At 46.5% G+C, this 20,912-nt stretch carries 17 protein-coding genes; 9 read left to right on the plus strand and 8 right to left on the minus strand.

Features of this window, described 5'->3' with window-relative positions; translation table 11 throughout:
* Positions 1–103: 103 nt before the first annotated feature.
* Entirely contained in the window at positions 104–1,228 is a 1,125-nt protein-coding gene (gene chrA / locus ACFOEE_RS17635) for a chromate efflux transporter (protein WP_377127420.1), read from the minus strand.
* A 153-nt stretch (positions 1,229–1,381) separates the two neighbouring features.
* On the opposite strand from chrA, the gene ACFOEE_RS17640 reads away from it, so the two are divergent.
* Positions 1,382–2,155 carry a substrate-binding periplasmic protein gene (locus ACFOEE_RS17640; RefSeq protein WP_377127423.1) on the plus strand — a complete coding sequence of 258 codons (774 nt, stop codon included), beginning with the start codon at positions 1,382–1,384 and terminating at the stop codon, positions 2,153–2,155.
* Between the two features lie 83 nt (positions 2,156–2,238).
* Positions 2,239–2,868 (plus strand): OmpA family protein, encoded by a 630-nt coding sequence (locus ACFOEE_RS17645; RefSeq protein ID WP_377127426.1) that lies wholly within the window; start codon positions 2,239–2,241, stop codon positions 2,866–2,868.
* Between the two features lie 4 nt (positions 2,869–2,872).
* On the opposite strand, the gene ACFOEE_RS17650 is transcribed toward ACFOEE_RS17645, so the two are convergent.
* The gene (locus ACFOEE_RS17650; RefSeq protein ID WP_377127429.1) at positions 2,873–3,655 is read right to left on the minus strand and encodes a substrate-binding periplasmic protein; all 783 of its coding nucleotides are present in this window, start codon (positions 3,653–3,655) and stop codon (positions 2,873–2,875) included.
* A 125-nt stretch (positions 3,656–3,780) separates the two neighbouring features.
* Here ACFOEE_RS17650 and ACFOEE_RS17655 point away from each other — a divergent pair, with 125 nt between their 5' ends.
* From ACFOEE_RS17655 to ACFOEE_RS17680, 6 genes are all read left to right on the plus strand, one after another.
* A complete protein-coding gene (locus ACFOEE_RS17655) occupies positions 3,781–5,208 on the plus strand; it encodes a protein adenylyltransferase SelO (protein WP_377127432.1) in 1,428 nt (475 codons plus the stop codon).
* Entirely contained in the window at positions 5,208–7,007 is a 1,800-nt protein-coding gene (locus tag ACFOEE_RS17660; protein ID WP_377127435.1) for an ABC transporter ATP-binding protein, read from the plus strand. Before ACFOEE_RS17655 ends, ACFOEE_RS17660 begins: the two co-directional genes overlap by 1 nt.
* Positions 7,008–7,134: 127 nt before the next feature.
* Positions 7,135–8,169, plus strand: coding sequence for an OmpA family protein (locus tag ACFOEE_RS17665; protein ID WP_377127438.1), 1,035 nt, complete (start codon positions 7,135–7,137; stop codon positions 8,167–8,169).
* A 289-nt stretch (positions 8,170–8,458) separates the two neighbouring features.
* Complete coding sequence (gene acnB / locus ACFOEE_RS17670) at positions 8,459–11,056, plus strand: bifunctional aconitate hydratase 2/2-methylisocitrate dehydratase (protein WP_377127441.1); 2,598 nt, start codon at positions 8,459–8,461, stop codon at positions 11,054–11,056.
* A 197-nt stretch (positions 11,057–11,253) separates the two neighbouring features.
* Positions 11,254–11,886 (plus strand): 2OG-Fe dioxygenase family protein, encoded by a 633-nt coding sequence (locus ACFOEE_RS17675; protein WP_377127444.1) that lies wholly within the window; start codon positions 11,254–11,256, stop codon positions 11,884–11,886.
* A 9-nt stretch (positions 11,887–11,895) separates the two neighbouring features.
* Positions 11,896–13,134: a cysteine desulfurase-like protein gene (locus ACFOEE_RS17680; protein WP_377127447.1), complete on the plus strand. Its 1,239-nt coding sequence runs from the start codon at positions 11,896–11,898 to the stop codon at positions 13,132–13,134.
* 507 nt (positions 13,135–13,641) lie between these two features.
* On the opposite strand, the gene ACFOEE_RS17685 is transcribed toward ACFOEE_RS17680, so the two are convergent.
* From ACFOEE_RS17685 to adhP, 6 genes are all read right to left on the minus strand, one after another.
* The gene (locus tag ACFOEE_RS17685) at positions 13,642–14,100 is read right to left on the minus strand and encodes a cyclic nucleotide-binding domain-containing protein (protein WP_377127449.1); all 459 of its coding nucleotides are present in this window, start codon (positions 14,098–14,100) and stop codon (positions 13,642–13,644) included.
* 20 nt (positions 14,101–14,120) lie between these two features.
* Positions 14,121–15,515 carry a nitrogen regulation protein NR(I) gene (gene glnG / locus ACFOEE_RS17690; protein WP_377127452.1) on the minus strand — a complete coding sequence of 465 codons (1,395 nt, stop codon included), beginning with the start codon at positions 15,513–15,515 and terminating at the stop codon, positions 14,121–14,123.
* 14 nt (positions 15,516–15,529) lie between these two features.
* On the minus strand, positions 15,530–16,597 hold the full coding sequence (gene glnL, locus ACFOEE_RS17695; RefSeq protein ID WP_377127455.1) for a nitrogen regulation protein NR(II): 1,068 nt from the start codon (positions 16,595–16,597) through the stop codon (positions 15,530–15,532).
* Positions 16,598–16,640: 43 nt separating this feature from the next.
* Positions 16,641–17,135 (minus strand): DUF4124 domain-containing protein, encoded by a 495-nt coding sequence (locus ACFOEE_RS17700; protein ID WP_377127458.1) that lies wholly within the window; start codon positions 17,133–17,135, stop codon positions 16,641–16,643.
* Between the two features lie 293 nt (positions 17,136–17,428).
* Positions 17,429–18,835 carry a glutamate--ammonia ligase gene (gene glnA / locus ACFOEE_RS17705; protein ID WP_377127461.1) on the minus strand — a complete coding sequence of 469 codons (1,407 nt, stop codon included), beginning with the start codon at positions 18,833–18,835 and terminating at the stop codon, positions 17,429–17,431.
* 258 nt (positions 18,836–19,093) lie between these two features.
* Positions 19,094–20,110 carry an alcohol dehydrogenase AdhP gene (gene adhP, locus ACFOEE_RS17710; protein ID WP_377127463.1) on the minus strand — a complete coding sequence of 339 codons (1,017 nt, stop codon included), beginning with the start codon at positions 20,108–20,110 and terminating at the stop codon, positions 19,094–19,096.
* 341 nt (positions 20,111–20,451) lie between these two features.
* Here adhP and ACFOEE_RS17715 point away from each other — a divergent pair, with 341 nt between their 5' ends.
* The gene (locus ACFOEE_RS17715) at positions 20,452–20,850 is read left to right on the plus strand and encodes a VOC family protein (protein ID WP_377127466.1); all 399 of its coding nucleotides are present in this window, start codon (positions 20,452–20,454) and stop codon (positions 20,848–20,850) included.
* Positions 20,851–20,912 lie beyond the last annotated feature (62 nt).

Below are 20,912 nucleotides of genomic sequence, written 5' to 3' on the forward strand. Positions count from 1 at the left end.
TGGTGAACTCTCGATACTCACTGTGCTTATTAGATCAAAGGGCTAGATCTGTGTCTAGCCCTTTTTCAACAGTCTGAAACGCGGCCTAAGCCGCGTTTTTGCTTTAAGACATCAGGCCAACGATGGCAAAAGCCAGCAATAGTGTCCAGATTGGCGGCTTAAAGCGCACCAGCACCATGTAACCTAGCAGTACCACCAGCCAATGCCAGTAAGAACTTATGGCTGCGGGGATAATCGGGTCAAGCCACGCCGCGGTTAAGAGTCCAACTACAGCCGCATTTAGGCAAACGCTAATGCTAGCAAAGCGGGGTCGGGTTAACAGCGCCTGCCAATGGCCGATAAAGCTCCCCATCAACAGTAAGCCCGGTAAAAAAATAGCGATGGTCGCAAGGAATGCGCCACCCAGACTTGGCGTGCCTTCAGCAAGCGCACCCAAGTAGCTGGCAATGGTAAACATGGGGCCGGGTACTGCTTGCGCTGCAGCATAAGCGGTCAAAAATTCACTGTCAGGTAGGGTCGGGACGCTTGCTTGTAATAACGGCAGCACCACATGGCCGCCACCAAACACCAACGCCCCAGCTTGATAGATTTGCCCAAATAAAGAGTCTTGCCAAAGCGTTAAGCTCAATACAAAGAGGCCAATAAATAACGCTAATGGCTGCCAAGGTAAAGTGCTTAATGGCGCTTTTTGGCTATCGTTGGGAAGTGAAGTTTGTGGCACCACAGCGCCAAACGTTGTGACTGCAATTAGAATTAGCAACTGACCAGCAAATGAAGGCAAGAGCATAAAGGCGATTGCGGCAAAAGCGGCGATCAGCCGAGCCGTTAGCGTTTTACAAAAGCTTCTTGCCATACTGATAATCGCATCAGCCACTATCACTACTGCAAACAATTTAAGTCCAGCGACAATCCCCATGGTTTGCTGGCCTAAGGTATTGGTAGCAAAAGCAAGTAGTACCATGATTAAAAAAGAGGGCAAAGTGAAGCCGATAAAGGCTGCAAGACCGCCAAGCCAGCCTGCTTTCTCCATACCAATAGCGAAGCCAACCTGACTTGATCCAGGACCCGGTAAAATTTGTGACAAGCTAATTAGGTGGGCGTAGCGCTCGGCACTTAGCCAGCCTAAATGACTAACAAAATGGCGCTGGAAATAACCTAAATGTGCCGCTGGTCCGCCAAAGCTAGTCCAGCCAAGGAGAAAAAATTGATAAAAAATAGTAATTAACATAGAAGGTAACAATTTAGCCGTTGACCAAGTAGTTTATGGCAATAAAATGACCATATTATGACGGTTTGATGTGACTCGTGCCAGCCTATACGCAAGCTGTGGTATTTATGGCTACAGTAATAAATGAGTCTTAATCGGGAAGTGAAATCACTTATGTTAAGAACGCTGACAGCTATGATGTGGTTTTTGGCTCTGCCAAGCGTCGCAAAGCAAGTGATTATGGTTGGTGTCGATCATGCGCCGCCCTATAGTTATATTGAAAATGAACAAGTCAAAAGTGGTCTGGTGCTTGATATTTTGCGTGCCATGCCGGAACTTGCTGACTACCAATTAGCACCTGTGGCTTGTCCTATTCCGCGCTGTTTGAAAATGCTCGCGCAGGGCGAAATTGATGCTATGGGCGGCTTAGTCGCAACCCCTGAACGGCGCCAGATCATGGCATTTGTTGAACCGCCTTATATGGTGTTGGAATCCTCTTACGTATTTTACAAACGGGCTGATAACGACCTTAGCGTCACGCGCTACGAAGACTTATACAATAAACGCATTGCGGTGATCCGTGGTGGCGCGTTTTTTCCGCGCTTCGATGAAGATAAGAAAATCAATCGGGTATTAATCAACGACGAAAAAACCGCGATAGACTTGTTGCTTAAAGAGCGAGTTGACTTGGTGATAGCAGTAGAAGAAACCGCCGATCATGCCATGAGCATTCTCAATCAGCCGAGTTATCAATTGGCCAAAGTGGCTTTTCGTCATACGCAAACTATTTACGGCAACCTCGCTTTAAGTCGTCAATTTTCAAGCTCCCATGGTGGCGACTTAGTCCGCAGTGGTATGGCTGCGTTACATCACAGTAATCGTTTGTCCCTATTAGTTGCGCCTTATCAGTTGCCTGCCATTCCTAAAAAGCTACAATCTTTACCTTAATGTCGGTGAATTGCCCTTAGCTTCAGAGCCGATTCAGCTTGGTGCGCCAAAATGTAAGTACAAACTTGATGGGAGATATAAGTATGAAAGCGTATCAATCAGTGCTTGCGTTGAGTGTATTGGCCTTGGCGCTTAGTGGCTGTCAAACCACTAATACTGGTAAAGGTGCAGCAATTGGAGCTGCGACAGGCGCCGTGCTTGGTAAAGCAACCGGCAACCATAAAGATAAGCGAATTTTTATCGGTGCTGCTATCGGTGCGCTAGCCGGTGCTGCTATCGGTGATTATATGGACAAGCAAGAAGCAGAATTTCGTGATGCCTTAGCGGGTACTGGCGTTGAAGTGGTGCGTGATGGCAATAACATGACGTTAGTTATGCCTTCGAATATCACCTTTGCATCTAACCAAGCTGTGATCTCAGGTTCATTCTTTAATACCTTAGATGGCGTGGCGCAGGTGATGAATAAATACGACAAAACCTATCTCAACATCATTGGCCATACCGATTCGACTGGTGCTGCAGATCACAACCAACGTTTATCTGAGCAGCGTGCGATGAGTGTTCGCAACTATCTGGTGTCAAAACAAGTACTGGCGGCCCGTTTACAAGTGCAAGGTATGGGTGAGTCGCAACCGATCGCTTCAAATAGCACAGAAAGTGGCAAAGCGCAGAATCGACGCGTGGAAATTCAAATTATTCCTAACCAAGCATAGTCAATCAGTGATAAAACGGCCGGGCTTCAATCACTGGGGGCGCTTTTAAAGGCAACGGTGGACAGGAAGTCTGATAGTTGGTGTAGTAAATGGGATCCGCAAGGATGTGGCTGAGCCCATAATCAAATAGGGCCGCATAATTGAGATTGTGATGATTCACCAGCAAATAGCCCGCCATAGTAAAAGCCGGCTCAGGATGTTGCACCAAGCGTGCTCGTTCAGCGGCGGAAAGCTGCTCTAAGTAGTTTTGCGCCGTATCTTGAGTCAGAATAGTGACATTACCGCGACCAGCGAGCAGCAAAGGAAAATTCTTACTGGTATAAGTCGATTCGACCACATTAATGTGCTTAGTTTCAATTAAATCCAACAGCGCCACCGGATAGGTCAAGCCTTTGGTCAAAATCAGCGTGTGTCCTACCAAGCCGTTGAGGTCATCTAATTTGGGCGGTTGCTCTTTGAGATAATAATAGTAACTGCTTTCCATAGTGATGGGGTTGCGCGTGTAATGGTAAGCTTCCGCCCGCTCGGCGCTGTAATACCAATACGCACTACCAATGTACTCGTTTTTTAAACCTTCAAAATAAGCCCGCTCCCACGGCATAAAGACAAAATGCACTTGCGCACCACTGACGGCAGACGCATCGCGGATCAAGCGAGCGACACAGCCTTTATCCTCGGCCTTACTGTCCATGTAAGGAGGCCACTCACCTGTGGTAATGTAGATGTGCTGTGCAGCCACAGTCTGGGTGAATAAACTCAGCACGAACAGACAAAGAAGTTTGAGCATAGGTATTCATATCGCAGCATTTTTTTAAATATAGTGGAGTGGTTTCATAGGGCCAGTCTGTCACACAAAAATACACTTACATGTTATGCTTAACGATATAGAGCGATAGCCATTACGTTGAATTTATGTATTTTAACCCTTCTAGATACACGGCCCTTGGTAGTGCATTGGCAAGTCCTGCCGAGCGCGAACATTTTCCAAACGCAAAATTAGTGCTGTGGCACCAGCAGCTCGCTGATGGCTTAGCGTGGCCATGGAGTGCTGCTGGTTCACTGGCTTTCCTTGCGGGTGAACCGGACAAAAGCTTAGTCGAGAGTGTAGCGTTAGCATACAGTGGTCATCAGTTTGGTCAGTTTAATCCCAGCCTAGGTGATGGCAGAGCACACTTACTGGCCCAGCTTGACACACCATTAGGGTGGTTTGATTTACAAAGCAAGGGTAGCGGGGCCACGCGATTCTCGCGTGGAGGGGACGGTTTATGTGCGCTTGGCCCTGCGGTGCGGGAATTTGTCATGAGCCAAGCCATGGCGGCGCTTGGCGTGCCAACGACGCATTGCTTAGGGGTGATAAGTACGGGGCAAATGGTTTATCGTCAAGGCGCCGAGCAAGGTGCTGTGGTGTTTAGATTGGCCACGAGTCATATTCGCGTGGGTAGCTTTCAATATTTGGCGCTGCAGCAAGATGAAGGTGCATTGTGGCAGTTGTTGGAGTTGGCAATAAAAACTCACTATCCCGAGATTGATGCAACCGGATCGCAGCGAGTACTGGCCTTTTTTAAACACGTCTGTGAACGGCAGGTAAAACTCATCATTCACTGGCTGCGGGTGGGTTTTATTCATGGCGTGATGAATACGGATAACACGCTTATCAGCGGTGACACCATAGATTATGGCCCTTGTGCCATGATGGAAGGTTATGATTTGAATACGGTATTTAGTTCTATAGACCGTAATGGGCGCTACGCATTTGGCCAACAAGCGAATATCGCGAGTTGGAACTGCGCGCGCTTAGCAGAGTGTTTAATTCCGTTATTGGGTGATGATGAGCAGCAGGCAGTGACAGAACTCTCTGCGGTGTTAGCGCAATTTGCCACCCAGTTTCATCATGAATATGAAAAAATGTGGTGCGACAAGCTAGGTTTGATGCCGGATAACGCCACGCATCAGCAACTACTGGTAGAGTTTAAAACGTTACTAACTGAGCATAAATTCGACTACACCAACACTTTTGCCGCTTTGACCTGTTTGCTCGCCAATGGTCACGCTAGCCCGTTTGCTTTGCCTGTCCAGCTGAATGATTGGTGTGAACGTTGGTTGGCGGCCATCGAGACTCAAGCTGCGCTCGCAATTATGCGTACAAGCAATCCAGCCATTATTCCTCGTAATCATCTGGTCGAGCATTTTATTGCTGAGGCGAAGCAAGGTCGCTACGAGGAGTTAGAAGTTTGGCTCAAGGCATTGTCATCACCTTATCATTATGAACAGCTAGACTCTCGTTACATCACCCCAGACCCTAATGCGGGTGCTGGCTACCAGACTTTTTGTGGAACCTAATGCAAGTAATCTCTACTCAGGCCGATGGGCCATTGACTTTTAAAGGGCTGCTCCACGACGTTGCGGCGCACAAAAAAACCTTAACTTTGGCACATGTTATTGCTTTGTTAGCTGCGCTTATCAGTGTCCCGATCCCATTGATGATGCCATTGTTGGTTGACGAAGTGCTGTTGGCGCAAGGAGGCCCTGCTATTGAGTTTTTGAATGCCTGGTTACCTGCAGGCTGGCAAAATGCTACAGGGTATATTTTTAGTATTTTTTTTGCCGTTGTAGTGATGCGCTTACTCAGTTTAGGTCTAGGGGTGTGGCAATCACAACAATTTACCATCATAGGCAAAACCATTAGTTTTGGCATTCGCCAACGTTTGCTGAGTCACTTACCTAAAGTGACACTGCAAACTTATGAGACACAAGGGGGAGCAGCCATTAGCTCGCGCTGTGTTACAGACGTTGAAACCATTGATAGCTTTATTAGCCAGACCTTATCACGCTTCCTGATCGGCATATTAACCATTTTAGGCACTGCGGTGGTGTTACTATGGTTAGACCCTATTTTAGGTGCGGTGATTTTGCTGTTAAACCCAGTGGTGATTTACTTCTCGCGCAGCTTTGGCAAGCACGTTAAAACGCTGAAGAAAGACCAGAATGCGGCATTTGAAGCATTTCAGACTGCATTAGTAGAAACCTTAGATGCCATCACGCAATTAAAAGCCTCGCGACGAGAAAAAACCTATTTTGCCCAAGTGTTAGATGCCGCAAAGCAATTGCAGCAACGCTCAGTGCAAGCGCAGTGGAAAACCGATGCGGTGAACCGATTGAGCTTTACGGTGTTTTTACTTGGTTTTGAACTGTTTCGCGCTATTGCCATGTTAATGGTGGTGTTCTCTGACTTGAGCGTAGGTCAGATGTTCGCGGTATTTGGTTACCTGTGGTTTATGATGGGGCCAGTGCAAGAGTTACTCGGTATTCAATATGCGTATTATGGTGCCAGCGCTGCGCTTGGACGTTTAAATCAGGTTCTTGGCTTTGCGGCAGAGCCGACTTACCTTCAGCGGGTTAATCCGTTTGTTGACGAGCCAAGTATTGCAGTCGAATTTAAACAAGTGGATTTTGCCTATCAGCCCGACTTGCCCGTGCTAAGAGGCGTGAGTTTAATCATCCCAGCGGCGAAAAAAACCGCAGTGGTCGCGGTATCTGGTGGCGGGAAATCAACCCTAGTGCAGTTATTGCTCGGCTTGTATGAAAAACAAGGCGGGGATATTTTTATTAATAATCAAGTGATTGAGCATGTTGGATATGATACAGTGCGTAGTAATGTTGCCACCGTGTTACAGCAGCCCATTTTGCTCAATGCTACTATTCGAGAAAATTTAACTATGGGTGCAGATGCTTCAGATGCTGAACTGTGGCAAGCACTACAAATAGCTGAACTAGCACACACAGTTGAAGGTTTGGAACTACAGCTTGATACTTTGGTCGGGCGCAACGGTATGCGACTATCAGGCGGGCAAAGGCAGCGTTTAGCAATTGCACGTATGGTGCTCGGTGACCCTAAAATGGTCATTCTCGATGAAGCAACTTCAGCGCTCGACGTAGAGACCGAAGCACGTATCCATAGAAACTTAGAAACTTTCCTAAGTGGGCGTACCACCTTGATTATTGCGCACCGTCTAAGTGCGATTAAACAAGCAGACGTGATCTATGTATTGGACGATGGGGTAGTGAGTCAAAGTGGTTGTCATGAAAATTTACTATCTGAGGAAGGTTTGTATCAAACTTTATTCGGGCATCAGTTATAATATTCTTGGTGCAATCGGATTAAATTGCCTCTGCGTTAAGTATTAATTAATAAATTGGCTAATATCATTACAGTCAATGTAGACAGCGCCGCTATTTTCGCGACGCGAGAAAAGGACGGGAAGAAACATGAAATTAAAAGCACTTAGTTTAGCGTTATTAGTAGCTGCTGGTTCAGCTCATGCACAAGACAACAACGAAGGCGTTTATTTAGGCGTATTCGGTGATTACTACAAATCTGAATGGCAAAACATCCGTGACGTAGCGGGTGTAAATGTCGATGACTCAACCTCTTGGGGTGCAGAACTGGGTTATCGTTTTAACAACTTCTGGAGTGCGCGTATTGAGTATGCAGACATGGATTTTGATTTGTCTGGCGCACGTACCGGTTCACTTGATGGCAGCCGTTTTGGTGTAGATGGTTTGTACCATTTTGATGGCGGTCCATTCTACGGTCTATTCGGTATCAAATCGATTGACGCCTTTGAAAGCATGACTTTTGCTAACTTAGGTGCGGGTTACCGTCACATGTTAAGCGAAAACTGGGCGTTGAACTTAGAAGGTGCGGTTTACCAAGGTCTTGACCGTGGTTACTCAGACTGGAATGGTAAAGTTGGCGTTAACTATTTCTTTGGCGGCACGGGTAGTGCAAAGCCTGTAGAAGCAGCTCCAGAGCCAGTTGTGGCAGCCCCTGTTGATTCAGACAATGACGGTGTGATGGACGCAGATGACCAATGTGCTAACACGCCAATGAGCGATGCAGTAGACAGCAAAGGTTGTACTTTATACCGTGATGAGCAAGTGACTGTAAGCCTGCTTGTGCGTTTCCCACATGACAATGCACAAGTAAAACAACAGTACTTTGATGATATCAAAGCGGTTGCTGAATTTATGAAAGCACACCCACAATCAACAGTCGTACTTGAAGGCCACGCATCTGCAGTTGGTGCAGCTAAGTACAACCAATGGTTATCTAAAAAGCGTGCTGACTCAGTAGCTAAGCAACTTTCTGGATTAGGTATTGATGCGGGTCGTATTAGCACTGTTGGTTACGGTGAAGAGCGTTTGAAAAACACCGCTAATAGCCGTGATGCACACGCTGAAAACCGTCGCGTTGAAGCACAAGTAAGTGCAACTGAAAAAGTAAAAGTAAGCCGCAAGTAAGCGTCTTTAACTTTAGAAAAAGCCCGACTTGTCTTCGGGCTTTTTTGTGTCTATACCTCGCTGAGGAAAGGCGAAAAATTGAATGCAAACAGCTATTATTCACATCGAGCAAAGTTTTTCTGGGTAAGTATTCACAAAATTTATAGTCACTATAAGATGGACTCGCCGTGCTGTCATTTTCATCTATACTTAAAGGCCTTATAATCTATAACGATAAATTCTAGGTGTAGGGATACCAAGCGAGTGATCGCATCTCCCTTTTCCTCCACGTCACCAAGAGGGCAATATTGTGCTTCAAGATTACCGTAAACATGTAGAAGAGCGCGCAGCGCAAGGCATCGTTCCTAAGCCTCTCGACGCGCAACAAACCGCAGATTTAATCGATTTATTAAAAAACCCACCAGCGGGCGAAGAAGAGTTCATTCTTGACCTATTGGTAAACCGTGTACCACCAGGTGTGGATGACGCAGCTTATATCAAAGCGGGTTTCCTTGCTGCTGTAGCTAAAGGTGAAGCAAGTTCACCGCTGGTATCAAGAGAATATGCCGCAGAACTACTTGGCACTATGCTTGGTGGTTACAACATCGAACCAATGGTTGACTTACTTGACGATGAAGCGCTTGCGCCAATCGTGGCAAAAGGCCTATCACACACATTACTGATGTTCGATGCGTTTTATGATGTTGAAGAAAAAGCCAAAGCAGGTAATGTTAACGCGCAAAAAGTAATTGAGTCATGGGCAAATGCTGACTGGTTCCTTGAGCGTCCAAATGTGGCTGAGAAAATCTCTGTTACCGTATTCAAAGTGACGGGTGAGACGAATACAGACGACCTATCTCCTGCTCCAGACGCTTGGTCACGTCCAGATATTCCACTACACGCACTTGCAATGTTGAAAAACGAGCGTGATGGTATTGTGCCTGAAAAAGCTGGTGAAATCGGTCCTATTTCTCAACTAGAAGAATTAAAAGCGAAAGGCTTACCACTTGCGTACGTAGGTGACGTTGTTGGTACGGGTTCTTCTCGTAAATCAGCAACCAACTCAGTACTTTGGTTTATGGGTGAAGACATCCCATTCGTACCAAACAAGCGCGTTGGTGGTGTATGTTTAGGTGGCAAAATTGCACCAATTTTCTTCAACACGATGGAAGACTCAGGTGCATTACCAATCGAGTTACCAGTTGATGACCTAAACATGGGCGACCAAATTGACATCTACCCATTTGAAGGTGTGGTAAAGCGTCACGGTACTGATGAAGTGATCACTACGTTCACTTTAAAATCAGACGTAATTCTTGACGAAGTACGTGCCGGTGGTCGTATTCCACTTATCATTGGTCGCGGCTTAACTGACAAAGCGCGTGCGTCTCTTGGTTTACCTGCAGAAACGATTTTCCGTAAGCCAGCAGCACCTGTGGATTCAGGTAAAGGCTATACGCTTGCGCAGAAGATGGTTGGTCGTGCATGTAACGTTGCAGGCGTTCGCCCAGGTCAATACTGCGAACCTAAGATGACGACGGTGGGTTCTCAAGATACTACCGGTCCAATGACGCGTGACGAACTTAAAGATCTTGCGTGTTTAGGTTTCTCAGCAGATCTAACGATGCAGTCTTTCTGTCACACCTCTGCATATCCAAAACCAATTGACGTACAAACGCACCACACCCTTCCTGATTTCATCATGAACCGTGGCGGTGTTTCACTTCGCCCAGGTGACGGTGTTATCCATTCATGGTTAAACCGTATGTTACTACCTGACACAGTTGGTACTGGTGGTGACTCACATACGCGTTTCCCTCTTGGTATTTCATTCCCTGCGGGGTCTGGTGCAGTTGCATTCGCAGCAGCAACAGGTGTTATGCCACTAGATATGCCAGAATCAATCCTAGTGCGTTTCAAAGGCGAAATGCAACCAGGTATCACACTACGTGACCTAGTTCACGCTATTCCTTACTACGCCATCAAGCAAGGTCTATTGACGGTTGAGAAGAAAGGTAAAGTGAACGAGTTCTCTGGTCGTATCCTAGAGATTGAAGGTGTTGAGCACTTAACGGTTGAGCAAGCGTTTGAACTTTCTGATGCGTCAGCTGAGCGTTCTGCCGCGGGTTGTACAGTTAAACTGTCTCAAGCATCAGTTGCTGAATACTTGAACTCTAACATCGTTATGCTTAAGTGGATGATCTCTGAAGGTTACGGTGATGTGCGTACTATCGAACGTCGTATCGCTAAGATGCAAGAGTGGCTTGCAAACCCAGAGTTGATGGAAGCGGATGCAGATGCAGAATACGCGCATATCATTGATATCGACCTAGCTGAAATCAAAGAGCCAATCCTGTGTGCGCCAAACGATCCAGACGACGCACGTCTGCTTTCTGATGTTCAAGGTGACAAGATTGATGAAGTGTTCATCGGTTCTTGTATGACTAACATCGGTCACTTCCGTGCTGCAGGTAAACTGCTGGATAACTTTAAAGGTCAATTACCAACTCGTATGTGGATTGCTCCTCCAACGAAGATGGACCGTGACCAGTTAACGGACGAAGGTTACTACGGTATTTACGGCCGCGTTGGCGCACGTATCGAAACACCAGGATGTTCACTGTGTATGGGTAACCAAGCACGTGTAGCGGATAAAGCGACCGTTGTTTCTACCTCTACACGTAACTTCCCGAACCGTTTAGGTACAGGTGCAAACGTTTACCTAGCATCAGCAGAACTTGCTGCGGTAGCGGCGATTATTGGAAAATTACCAACGCCTGCTGAGTACCAAGAGTACGCAGAGAAGATCAACGCAACGGCGGCTGATACCTACCGTTACTTGAACTTCCACAAGATGCCACAGTACACCAAAAAAGCGGATACTGTGATCATCCAGCAAGCGGTTTAAGCACCGTTTAGGATCAAAAAGGCCAGTAAAAAACTGGCCTTTTTTTATGCAAATTTATTGGCGTATAAATCTAATATTGTTTGCTTTTATGGAAAAATAAGACCAAAATCAAACTAAAGCTAGTTAAATGAAATCAAATTTTCTCGCCGAATAGATTATGATCCTCGCCAGATTTTCATCAATAGGCGAAGTTTCTGATGACAACCAATCACAACCAGAATTTACTGCAATTACGTTTTATCGCACAGCCGCATATCGACGCGGTGAAACCTACTTTCAATCACTTACCGGATAACCCTTATGCCGATGGAGCTTTTCGTAAGCGTCGCTATTCAGTGGTGAAGTTCGATGGTGAGCAGGTCCAACTACAACCAACCAAAGCATTTGTACAAGACGGCTCTATCAATACTTTTCAAGGCAATGTTGAGCGAGTTTATGAAAACTTAACTGAGGATTTACTCCACAGCGACGGATTCAAGCATTTATTGTCCCAATTCAAAGCCATGACAGGAATCAATGATGAACGCGCTATCGAAGTACATCAGTTCCGCATGCTCGCCATTGAAAGCGATACTCCGCCAGCGCCAGAAGGTATTCATCAAGACGGTTTTGACCATGTCTGCGTGTGTGGCGTGTCACACCACAATCTGCAAGGTGGTGAGCTGTTGGTCTATGAGAATAAAGACGTTGAACCTTGCTTTAAGATGGAGATTAAAGACGGTTTGTTTGCATTAATTAATGACCGTGAAGTGTGGCACAACGCGACCCCAATGAATAAAATCAAAGCTGATGAAATCGGTTATTTAGACTGTTTTGTGTTTACTGCCTAAGAGAGCATTATGGAATTACAATCACTTCGTCGCCAGTTTCCGGCGTTAATGCAACAAATCAATGGTATTGCCCCGATTTTCCTCGACGGCCCTGGTGGCTCGCAGGTACCACAATCAGTATTAAGTGCCATGTCGGCTTATTTAGGCTATTTCAATTCTAATCTCGGCGGGGCGTTTTTTTCTAGCCATAAAACCGTGACATTAATGGACGAAGCGCGCCAAGCTGTGGCTGATCTATTCAATGCACCAAGCAAAACGCAAATTGTGTTTGGCGCGAATATGACTAGCCTTACTTTTAGTTTTAGCCGTGCCATTTCGCGTGATTGGCAAGCGGGTGATGAAGTGATTGTCACCAATGCTGACCATTACTCGAATGTTTCTTCTTGGCGCCAAGCGGCCGAGGACAAAGGCGCAACCGTGCATGCGGTACGCATTAACGAAGTGGATTGCACCTTAGATTTAGACCATTACGCCAGCCTGTTAAACACCAACACTAAACTGGTCGCGGTGACGTATGCCTCCAATACCACAGGTTCAATCAATAACATTAAACGTATAGTTGAGCTTGCGCACCAAGTTGGTGCATTGGTGTATGTTGATGCGGTTCATTATGCCCCGCATGAGCTAATCGACGTGCAAGCGTTAGATTGTGACTTCTTAGCTTGTTCTGCCTATAAGTTTTTTGGTCCCCATATTGGTATAGTGTACGGCAAGCGTGAGCATTTAGAGGGCTTTACACCGTATAAAGTAGAGCCTGCCAAAGACGTGATCCCAGGTCGCTGGGAAACCGGTACGCAAAGTTTTGAAGGCTTAGCTGGAGTGATTGCAGCGATTGACTATATCGCCAGCTTAAGTGATTTGCCCAATACAACCTCGCGCCGCGCGCGGTTAGTAGACGCGTTTGGCAAAACTAAAGCACATGAAATGGCGCTCAGTGAATATGTGCTGACGCGTTTAGCGGATTTCCCCAATATCCGTGTGTATGGCATTACGGATTTAAACCGTTTGGCTGAGCGTACTCCAACATTTGCATTAACTTTTGAAGGTATTGAACCGCGCAAAGTTTCGGAGTTTCTCGGGGAGCGGCATATTTGCGTATGGGACGGTAATTTTTATGCGCAAGGCTTATGTGAGCAACTAGAGTTAATGGATAAAGGTGGGGTAGTGCGCATTGGTTGTATGCATTACAACACCATCGCTGAGTTAGAAAAACTGTTTGAAGTACTCGCTCAGTTGCGTGCGCAATAACAAGAAAATGGGTGCAAACTGCATAATGCCGCTCGCTTAAGAGCGAGTGGCATTCTTATTTCTAGAGCGTGAAGCATATTTCACCGCTTTTCTTAATAGCGCTCTTGGGTAAGGTTTCCTTTCCCTCTTTTTGCCAAATTAAGCGACCCCATCTAGTCCAATTTTGACCAAAAGGATTGGTATAAGTCTTTAAGCAGGTATAACTGACCTTGCTGATTTACTATTCATAGAGTTTGGGCAACCTGGTAATAGAGGTTGTCAGCCTTTAGAGGTGCTTCGTCAATTAGCACGCCTTGCAGTTTGTAGTGATACACAGTGCGACCATCAAAACAAAAAATGCTCCCATTTGAGATCTGGCTTAGATTACGTAGTTTGCTTGTGGCCTAGGTCTTAATCTGGGTGAGTGTACTTTGTTTGTCATACGCCATTACATCGTTTTGCTAAGAGCATGTTGAGAGCAGCTAAAAACTACAAAGATCAACACGCTCTAGCTACGTCTGCGTAGTGTTATTGCGTTTGCTCAATATGCGCATCGAGTTTGGCAATGCGCTCACTCATTCCAAGAATGAGTTGATCTTTGATTTTTTCACGGATCACATTCGGTAAACGGGTGAGGGCTTCGGCTGTAATCGCAAGCACTATAGTATCCACCAGCGCCTTTGCGCTCGTAGAGCGCTCTTTATGCCGGATAAAAGCCCCTTCACCAACAAACTCTCCGGGGGCAATTTTCCCCAACGCTTGATGCTCTGAGCGGCTGTAAATGCAGAGTTCGCCGCTGAGTACGATATACAAGCGGTGATCTTGCTCAAAACGTTTAAAGGCATGACGTCCGGCTGAGATCAAATACAAGTGACTAAAGGATTCGAGCAATACCTGACGCTCAGCAACGCTGAACTCTTTAAAAAAGGCCAGTCGGTTGACAATCTCCAGCTGTTTTATCAGCGAGATATTTTCCAGTAAACGCATTATCAATACCGTGGAACAGATCAGTCTTGAATATTGCGCTCTTTCAATTTGCGGGTCAAGGTATTGCGGCCCCAGCCGATTTTCAATGCCGCTTCTTGTTTATGGCCGCCACAGGCTTGTAGGGCGGTTTTGATTAAGCGCGTCTCTAACTCGTCTTGAATCGCTGGCCAGATATGATCTTTGCCTTGGCGTAGCTCGCTGCTGAGCCAGTTTTGAAAGCCATCTAACCAATCACCACTGAGCTCAGCCAATGGCTCTGGAGTGCTGAGCTCTTGCGGTAAATCGGCAGGGCTGACTAACTCGCCCGGTGCCATCACAGTGAGCCAGCGACAGGTGTTTTCTAATTGTCTGACGTTACCCGGCCAATGATAGGCTTGGAGTGCCTTGATGGCTTCTTTACTGAGTATTTTGCTCTCTACCTGCAGCTCTTTGGCGCTGCGGGCAAGAAAGTGGTTCGCGAGCTTGGCAATGTCTTCAGGTCGCTCACGTAATGGTGGTAGGCGTAGCCTCACGACATTTAAACGGTGAAACAAATCTTCGCGAAATTGGCCTTTTTTAACGCGTTCTTCGAGGTTTTGGTGAGTTGCAGCGATGATCCGCACATTCACTTTTACGCTGTTGTGACCGCCAACCCGGTAAAACTCACCATCGGCCAACACCCGTAATAACCGAGTCTGTACATCCAGTGGCATGTCGCCGATTTCATCAAGAAATAACGTGCCGCCATCGGCTTGTTCAAAGCGGCCCCGACGCATGCTATCCGCTCCGGTAAACGCGCCTTTTTCATGGCCGAACAATTCCGATTCCACTAAATCTTTGGGAATGGCAGCCATGTTGAGGGCAATAAAAGCGTTACTGCGACGTGGGCTGTGGTTATGTAGTGCGCTTGCGACGAGCTCTTTACCTGTACCTGATTCACCATTAATAAGCACGCTCATGCTCGACACCGACAGTTTGCCGATGGCGCGAAATACTTCCTGCATGGCTGGCGCTTCGCCGATGATCTCAGATTGCGATTGCGGCTCTTCTTTACGGCGGGTCTTTTTGCTTTCGCTTGAAGCGCGATGTGCGCGTTCGACCAAGTTGACCGCTTCTTCAAGATCGAAAGGTTTGGCTAAATATTCGAAAGCACCTTTTTGAAAAGCATTGACCGCCGAATCTAAATCGGAATGGGCGGTAATAATGATCACGGGTAAATTAGGGTATTGCGCGTGAATTTGTTCCAATAACGCCATGCCATCAAGCCCCGGCATACGCACATCAGACACCAGTACCGAGGGCTGGCTGTAGGTGAGGGCTGTCAGTACATCCTGACCATTCGCAAAGGATTCAGTCGTAAAACCGGCGCGGGTGAGTGCCTTATCTAAAACAAAGCGGATGGAGGCATCATCATCTACAAGCCACACTGATTTCATCGATTGCTCCTGCGTTATTGGTTGTCAAACGGCAAATAAATATTAAATTCAGTATGCCCAGGCCAGCTATCGCAATCTATCATGCCATGATGTTGTTCTATCAAGGTCTGTGCAATCGCTAAACCTAACCCAGAGCCACCTTCTTTGTTGGTGACCATAGGGAAGAATAGCGTCTCTCGCAGTTCTTCGGCTATACCTGGGCCGTTGTCGGCAATTTGGATCAGCAGGGCTTTTTTCATCATCCGCTCACCACGGCGCAGACGGTGCTTAATACGAGTGGTAACGCTAATAATGCCGCCATCGACCAGCGCTTGCTGGGCATTTCTGACAATGTTGAGCACCACTTGTTGGATTTTCGCCGCATCAATAACGATATCGGGAATACTGGGGTCGTAGTCTTTCACCAGTTTGATTTGCTTCTGATTGTCTAAGGCGCTGAGTTTCATTACCGCCTCTAGCGTTTCATGGATATTGCACGGCGCTTTTCGGGGTCTTTGATTCGGACCTAATAGCCTATCCACTAATTCGCTCAATCGGTCAGCCTGACTGATGATTAACTGCGCACACTCTTCGCGTTCCTGCTGATCGACTTCATACTGCAATAATTGCGCCGCTCCGCGGATCCCGCCTAAAGGATTTTTAATTTCGTGGGCAAGTCCTCGGATCAAATTCCGTGCCGCTTGATACTGATGCAATTGTTGAGATGCTTGGTCATATCGAATTTCATCATCGGTGCGGCGGCACTCAAGCAAAATAAACCGTTGATGTTCGATGGCAACACGGCTGGCATAAAGCGCTAAAGTGGCGTGGCGCGAATCGTTGAACACCACGTCAACTCTATGTTGTTGGCAATCTACGCCATCATCTAAGGCATAGCGGGCAATACGGGCTAAGTCGATATTATGATGGTTAAACAGCTGACCAATGGGTTGCTTGAGCATACGCTTTTGACCCAAGCCGAACAGTTCACTGGCACTGTCATTGACATAAACTATGGTTAACGCTTGGTCGAGTAACAGCACCGAAGTTGATAAATTTTGCCAGATCGCGGCTAAGTAGGGGGTTGGGCTATGTTCTATCATGGGTCGCTTTGCACCAATTTGGTGCGTTGATCTTAGTGATTAATTAAGGTTTATTCAAGCTGCTGGCACGGTGCATAAAAAACACCACTGCACTGCTTGCGGCAAGTTGCTGACCTTCAGCATTAAATAGTTTGATAACCACGCTGTGTTCACCACGCGGCACATCGCGCAGCGCAAAGGTGGTGGAGCTTTGTTTTGGGCTTGCTTCATTGCCATCAATAAATAATTGCAGGAGTAGGCCTGGGCTAAAGCTCGGTTCAATTCGCGCATTAACATAGACAGAGCCGGAATTTTCACGGATGGTTTCTTCAGGCTTAGGCGAGGCGATGATGACTTTATAGCTGATATTGGCAGGTGCAACGGTTTCATTGAGAATAGCTGTTGATTCTCTAGGCATAGTTAAGGCGTTACTGTTGAGGCGCACTTCTTCAGCGCCTTCGCGCGGAATATCAGAAAACACCCAGTTGCCGGTAGCATCTTTCCAGCGGTAAATCTTTTTACTTGCTTGTGCTGTATTAAAACAGCTTGATATCAGCATTATTAAAACTAGCCATGTGCCTTTCATTTGTTCCGCTACCTAATCATGCGCCAACCTCTATTGGCAGTAAACTCACCTGTCCTTGCATGAATAAGCGAGAGCGTTGCAAAAGCCCTGCCAGCATGCGCTTATTAAAGAGTTTTACCTACCCTTGGTACATGTACAGGAATAGGTGTAAGCGTTTGTTACGCCTCGTTTACTTTAGTCGAGTTCAGCCATTATTACCATAAAAAAGCCCGCATTAAGCGGGCTTGAGAACACATATGATTTAAGAGCGAGTTTTACGCGTTGCGTTACACGCTGTAGTACATTTCAAACTCAACAGGGTGAGTTGTCATGTTCAGTCTTTCCACTTCTTTAGACTTAAGCGTGATGTATGCATCAATTAAGTCGTTAGTGAAAACGCCGCCTTGAGTTAAGAATTCACGGTCTGCATCAAGACAAGCTAAAGCTTCTTGTAGTGAAGAGGCTACAGTTGGGATTTCTGCTGCTTCTTCAGCTGGTAAATCGTACAAATCTTTATCCATTGCATCGCCTGGGTGGATCTTGTTACGGATACCGTCAAGGCCAGCCATTAGCTGTGCTGCGAATGCTAGGTATGGGTTAGCTGCTGGATCTGGGAAACGTACTTCGATACGACGACCTTTCTCAGATGGTACAACTGGAATACGGATTGACGCAGAGCGGTTACGCGCAGAGTAAGCAAGCATTACTGGCGCTTCGAAACCTGGCACTAGACGCTTGTAAGAGTTAGTGGTTGGGTTTGCAAACGCGTTGATAGCTTTAGCGTGCTTGATAATACCGCCGATGTAGTAAAGTGCCATTTCAGATAGACCGCCGTACTTGTCGCCAGCAAATAGGTTTTTACCATCTTTTGCTAGAGACTGGTGGCAGTGCATACCAGAACCGTTGTCGCCAACGATTGGCTTAGGCATAAATGTTGCTGTTTTGCCGTATAGGTGTGCCATGTTGTGGATAACGTATTTCATTTCTTGAATTTCGTCAGCCTTGATCACCATAGTGTTGAAGCGACATGCGATCTCGTTTTGACCCGCTGTTGCTACTTCGTGGTGGTGTGCTTCTACAACGTGGCCCATTTCTTCTAGAACTAGACACGTTGCTGAACGCCAGTCTTGTGATGAATCAACTGGAGAAACTGGGAAGTAACCACCTTTAACACCTGGACGGTGACCTGTGTTACCTTCTTCGTAGTCACGGTCTGAGTTCCACGCTGCTTCTTTCGCGTCGATTTTGTACATAGAACCAGACATGTCAGTTTTGTATTTAACATCGTCAAATAGGAAGAATTCTGGCTCTGGCCCGAACAATACTGTGTCTGCAATACCTGTTGAACGCATGTAATCTTCAGCGCGTTTAGCAACTGAACGTGGGTCACGCTCGTAGCCTTGCATTGTGCCTGGCTCTAATACGTCACAACGTACGATCATGGTGGTTTCTTCAGCAAACGGGTCAAGTTTGATTGACGCAGAATCAGGCATTAACACCATGTCAGATTCGTTAATGTGTTTCCAACCCGCGATAGATGAACCGTCGAACATTTTGCCATCTTCAAAGAAGGCTTCATCGGCTTGATGATGAGGAATAGAGACGTGCTGCTCTTTACCTTTAGTATCAGTAAAACGTAAGTCAACAAACTTAACGTCGTGCTCTTTCATAAAATCTAAAACCGATTGTGACATGTGTCCTCCGACTCATTGGGGTTAATTGTTTTGCTGCATTATGTACTGCAAGTGCCAACTTTAAAGCTTAAACTATGCCATTATTTTAATACTTTGAATTATAATGGTTTTTGCAAAATAGGTCGGTAAGAAAAATAGTTGTTGCACCAGTGTGGTGCGCAACTGCTTTGATGTGGTGCAACTCAATCTTGCGAATTGCACCCATTAGACTAGTCAATTTCGGCCCAGCTGCAAGATGAACTGGGTTAAATGTGCAGATTAATTTGCGATAGTCATCACCACCCGACCGGTGACCTCGCCTGCTGCCAAATCGGCAAAAATTTGGTTGATGTCATCCAGTGACTTATCAATGATCTGCGCCTTAATTTTACCGTTCGCCGCAAATTCCAAACATTCCACTAAATCTTGTCGCGTGCCAACAATAGAGCCGACAACGCTGACGCCATTGAGTACAGTGTCAAAAATAGGTAAAGGCATTTCCTCTGGTGGTAAGCCCACCAGCACACACTTACCACCACGGCGAATGACCCGATAACTTTGTTCAAAACCCGCTTTACTAACCGCAGTGCAAATACTGGCGTGGGCGCCTTGCGTTGCAGCAAGAACAGCATCGACAACTTTGTCGGTTTTAAAGTCAAAGCACAGCTCAGCACCAAGTTGCTTGGCAAGCTGAAGTTTTTCAGCACCCGTATCCACTGCAACAACGCGTAGCCCCATGGCGACTGCATATTGCACCGCTAAATGGCCTAAACCGCCAATACCAAAAATGGCGACCCAATGCCCCGGTTTGGCACCCGATACTTTAAGGGCTTTATAAGTAGTGACTCCAGCACAAAACAAAGGTGCAGCATCGCGATAGCTGATGTTCGCGGGGATTTTCACCACATAATTGGCGTTGGCTTTACAATATTCGGCGTAGCTACCATCTACCGAATAACCGGCATTTTGCTGCGCTAAACAGAGGTTCTCATTGCCACTTAAACAATGTTCGCATTGTCCACAGGCGCTATAAAGCCAAGGAATACCGACACGATCGCCCACTTTTAAATGGGTGACTTGGTCACCCAAGGCTACGACTTCGCCGACGCCTTCATGGCCGGGTACTAAAGGTAATTTGGGTTTGACCGGCCAGTCACCGTGGCACGCGTGTAAATCGGTATGGCACACCCCACAGGCGTGAATTTTCACCAGTACTTCTTGCGCTGTAATGGTGGGGACAGGAATATCTTGAATTTCAAGCTGTTGTTTAAATTGATGGGCTACCGCTGCTTTCATATTGGCTCTCCTTGAATAATTAAGCACAGCAACGAGTCTAGCCGAATTAAGCCGCTCACTCTTAAACCAGATCAAAACAAGTCAAAAAAAGTCAAAAAAAGTCAAAAAAACCTTTACCTCAACTTAACTTGAGATTCTAAGCTTGGCTTTTTTACACCCGCAGTACGTGGCGTTGTAAGTCATCGGCAAGTCAGCGAATGCCCATAAGCATAGTGATCCTATGTGATTGAGGTGGACGGGCGGCGCCAACATGGCAGCAACTTCAAGACGCAAGGGTATGGTCGCCTAAGCGCGGCGAAAATAATATTTGATGCAAGGAGTTTATGATGTAGTTAGAGCACGTGAATTTGGTGGTAGATGATATTCCGGCTATGTTGCGGTTTTATCAAGCGGCGTTTCCACACTGGTATGTACGTTCGCAAGGGCAAGGTGAATGGTACGGTAAAGCAAGAACATGGCTACACTTTGGTGATGAGCGTCAATATATCGCGCTAAGCGATCATGGTGAGGGGCAAAATCGAGATTTAAGCGGTCATCAAGTTGGTTTTGCCCACTTTGCTTATGTGGTGAATAATTTAAAAGCGGTGGTTGAACGCCTTGTCGCGGCCGGTTTCCAAGTGGATAAATTGGGTGCCAAACATCCGCATCGGGATAATGTCTATTTCATTGACCCAGCTGGATTTGAAGTCGAATTTGTGGAATATTTTAGCGATATTCCAGCAGAGCGTAATAGTGATTGAAGATGGGTGTGATATACCCAAGACAAGTGTGCTGAGCCTGGCAAAAAAGCGGCCATAAAAAC

The organism is Pseudoalteromonas fenneropenaei (assembly GCF_042643375.1).
GTDB lineage: Bacteria > Pseudomonadota > Gammaproteobacteria > Enterobacterales > Alteromonadaceae > Pseudoalteromonas > Pseudoalteromonas fenneropenaei.